3 protein-coding genes are annotated in these 3,736 nt (G+C 49.4%); all 3 read right to left on the reverse strand.

Annotation, left to right across the window (positions count from 1 at the left end):
• Window positions 1-867: enolase C-terminal domain-like protein (locus ABGY95_RS01430; RefSeq protein WP_347439895.1), on the reverse strand; the 867-nt coding region annotated here is incomplete at its 3' end.
• 12 nt (window positions 868-879) lie between these two features.
• The gene (gene menA, locus ABGY95_RS01435) at window positions 880-1,761 is read right to left on the reverse strand and encodes a 1,4-dihydroxy-2-naphthoate octaprenyltransferase (RefSeq protein WP_347439896.1); all 882 of its coding nucleotides are present in this window, start codon (window positions 1,759-1,761) and stop codon (window positions 880-882) included.
• A 317-nt stretch (window positions 1,762-2,078) separates the two neighbouring features.
• Window positions 2,079-2,777 carry an alpha/beta fold hydrolase gene (locus ABGY95_RS01440; protein WP_347439897.1) on the reverse strand — a complete coding sequence of 233 codons (699 nt, stop codon included), beginning with the start codon at window positions 2,775-2,777 and terminating at the stop codon, window positions 2,079-2,081.
• Between the last annotated feature and the right edge of the window lie 959 nt (window positions 2,778-3,736).

A 3,736-nucleotide genomic window follows, 5' to 3' on the forward strand; every position in this document is an offset into this window, starting at 1 on the left:
CCGCTCGATAAATGCATTGGGTTCAAACAAGCCATGGGTCATGAGCCCAGCAACCGGATCGAGTAGTCCATAAAAGCGCTTATCCACTTTGCCCGCAGACCACGCAGCATAACACTGGCCGATAGGATGGTCCATGTAGCTAGTGAGAACTAGATGCCAACCTTCTAACATAGCCTTGGCGCAGACTGCTGTGACATCATCAATTGCCGGTTTGATCACCGCATAGCGGAATTGATTACTCGCTATAGGCACGTCTCTATCAATAGCCAAAGGCACGCCATACACCTCACGTAGTCCCTGCCAAGCTGAATCGTCAGTTCTGCATGGATCTTCTAAAAAATCGATCTTTGCGCGTAGTGACTCGCCCATAGACTGGACAAATTCGCGCACCTCGCCGCCCCCAAGGACATTGTTGAAGTCGAGCCTCCAACGTAGCTCCGGGTGGTCGGAGTGGACCTCATGCATCAACTTCAACTCAGCCTCCATATCGCGACCAGCCTTCATTTTTACCACATCAAATCCAGCCGCCAGAGCTTCATCTATTTTGTCTCGGCCACCCACGATGGTCGCGTGGCTCCTAGGAACTTTCACATCATCAAACAAACTAACACCCGCAAGCCGCGCAGCGCCATCAACCATCGCACACTTAACAGCAGCACGGACTAGAGGTCTAAAGAGACGACGGTTTTTCAAATCATCTAGCACTTCATCTAGCGATGGATCGCCAAGCACCTCCCAAGGTTGGATACAGCCAACACCGCCATTGATACGAATAAGCACTCCTTCGTGAGAAGTGCTATCGGAGCGACTATTGAGGCCCCGTCTGCTGTGCAATGTGTATCGATGGATGTGGATAGGTTCGCTCATGGTCGTTATCATTTAGATAACACAAGCAATCGTGAAGAGGACAGCAAAAAGGATCAATTGCGCACCACCTAGAGCTAAGAACTTATTGTACTTCGCACTCGGTGGCTCATCGCGCACTAGTCCCCAGATCCTGACACCAAGCACAATAAACATAGAGCTCCCAAGCCACAGGCTCATTTGCCCCATTGCCAGCCAGACCAGTGAAAGAACAAAGGCCCCAAAAATCTCGATCGCTACCACCCGTTTCCCCCAGCTTTCCCCCAGCTTCACTGCAAGTGTGTTCTTCGCATTGCCTGCATCTTCTACACGGTCGCGGAGGTTATTGATAGAAATCAACACTGCGCTAAGCAATCCAAGTTGTAGACCTAGAAGGAGCCCCTCGATTGGCCATTGGCCTAGTTGGACAAAAATCGTCCCCATAACCGCGATCACTCCAAAAAACAGGACAACAAAGACCTCCCCCAAACCACGGTAAGCAAGCGGTACTGGACCACCAGTGTAGCCGTAACATAGGTAGAGCGATGGCAAGCCTATTGCCACCATTGCCCAGCCTCGCGCTTGAAACAAAAACCAGCCAAAGACTGCGGCAACCAACAAGCACGCAAGAGCAGCACCGTACACCTGACCTCTGCTAAGCAAACCAGATGCCGTAGCGCGCACTGGCCCGAGTCGCTGCTCAGTATCAGCCCCCTTGTCGTTGTCGATCGCGTCATTAAAGAAGTTGGTGCCAATTTGAATCCAAACAGCCCCCATCAATGTGCAAAGTGCCAACCACCAATTGAATTGCCCATCGAGTTTCCAAGCTAGCATGCAACCCAGCCACACGGGAACAACCGCGGCTGGCAAGGTCTTTGGCCGTGCTGCGAGTATGCAGGATTTAAGGGTGCTGTTCATTAGAGGTTTCTAACCACAGATTCCGCTGACTATACAGATTCTTTTTTGAGGAACCCATGCAGCATGGGTAAACGAACCGCGAAAGACACGAAAATGGAGAACGCGAATCGGCAGGGGCAGGTCTCCGAGGTGCCATCTAGGTTGATGCGTATATTATAATGTGCCTATCCTTCAGAAGAACACCTCTTTGAAACAAACGAATATGCAGCGAATAGGGTGTAGCGTCATTGACTAGAGGCTTGGTAGCAACTTGATTCGTTGGTAGTCAACCTCACCGAACATCTCTGAGAGAGTGCCCCTGCCAAACTCCCCTCCAGTCACTCAGCAAGAAACTCTCGAACCGCTGAGGTGAATTCGGCTGGCTTTTCCCAAGGGACACGATGGCCGCAACCTGGGATAATGCGCAACTGGGCATTCGGCAGAACATCGACGGCGGCTCTGGCCACCTTTAAAAATTTTGTATCATTCTCCCCCACGACCCAGAGCACAGGGCATGTCACCTTCTCTAGCTGCGGTAGTAGATTTTCCTGCACGCCGACAGTCCAATCCATAAAAGAACGTGCCACAGCCTCACGTCTGGGCTGCAGAGTTCGGCGGTCTGGCATGCTGGTTCCACTCAAAACCCCTTGTGCATTCCATTCTGCTAGAAATGTATCCCATTCACCTTTCAGAGCCTTAGCCGCCCATGCTGCATCGTGGGCTTGGCGAGGAATCAGGTCTTCCTTCGCAATACCTGTGTGAGCCGAGATAATCACTGCTTTACTCCACTTAGTAGGATCTGCGATCAGCGCATGCAATGCCAGACGCCCCCCCATAGAATAGCCTAACAACACAGGGTCTGTTGCATGCACCTCCTTATTGAAGGCTGCACCAAACTCACTAATTGGCATAGGGCAACAGGCTAGGAATTGCCACAAATCCACGCGCGCCACAGGCTGATTCACCTGCTTCATAGCTCTCGCCAATGGTTTCCAGTCCGCAGCCATTCCTACTGCGCCATGTAATGCATATATCATTGATTCGCTTTTATTGACCAGTTCACCTTCATTCTTTCTGAAGTAGTCGAAATCTGCATATCTAGCAATTGATAATCATTGAATCCTGCTGGACCACGATTCGGAAAATACAAATTCCCGAGCGAATAGACATTCGGCACCCCACGGTAATATGCGATATACTGTCGAATATGCGGGGGGCTCCCAATCACCACGTCGGGCACCATTCTTGACTAATAACTGAGATACAGATCTATGACTCTGAGTCGCCAAGATGGTGTATTCATTATCCCAGTCTGCAGGATAATGATGACAGCGCATTTCTCCTTCAGCCTAAGTATCGAAGCTTCTGTAGCTTCGGCATTACGATGGGTACTGCTGAACTCGCTTATCAGCTAGAGAACTAGGATTCAAATCAGTATTGCAGCTTAGGAAGCCGATTTTCACTCCTTACATATCAACCTCTAACAAACAGATATAAGATTGAGGCTTACCGACTACAGACATTAATCCAGAATTCGTTAGACTTCTTAGTGTTGCGTCGTGCCCAGTGGGTCCTGCATCATAGGTATGCTTGCTTACATTTACAGCATCCAAGCCTACTACTCGGAGCAATGATCGACGTTGGGTTTTGTTCACGAACGTAAACTGCTAATGGCCACTGTCATCTCTAGTGTCAGTCAAGAAACGACATTATTAATGGGGCTTGGAATCAGGCAGCATAAGAAATTTTTGATGGATTGAACTATTTCGGCTGCGCAAGTTTTTGTCTGTAAAAGCTCATTTAGGTTAGGGCTGAAGCTGCTATTTTTTGTTGTTTTAGTTGAGAGTGAGATAGGTTTTTCCTGTTTCCCAGTCTTCTGATATTTCCATCAGAACTGCTGTAACTAGGCGCTCTAATGAGGCTTCGTTTGGAAAGAGTCCGACGACTCTAGTTCTGCGCTTGATGCAGCTATTGAGCGTCTCGCACATGTTTGAGG

Source organism: Rubritalea sp. (genome assembly GCF_039830215.1).
Taxonomy (GTDB): Bacteria; Verrucomicrobiota; Verrucomicrobiia; order Verrucomicrobiales; family Akkermansiaceae; genus Rubritalea.

Coding starts and splice junctions, on each gene's coding strand:
- menA (WP_347439896.1), bottom strand. CDS start 1,761: ATGAACAGCACCCTTAAATCCTGCATACTCGCAGCACGGCCAAAGACC.
- ABGY95_RS01440 (WP_347439897.1), bottom strand. CDS start 2,777: ATGATATATGCATTACATGGCGCAGTAGGAATGGCTGCGGACTGGAAA.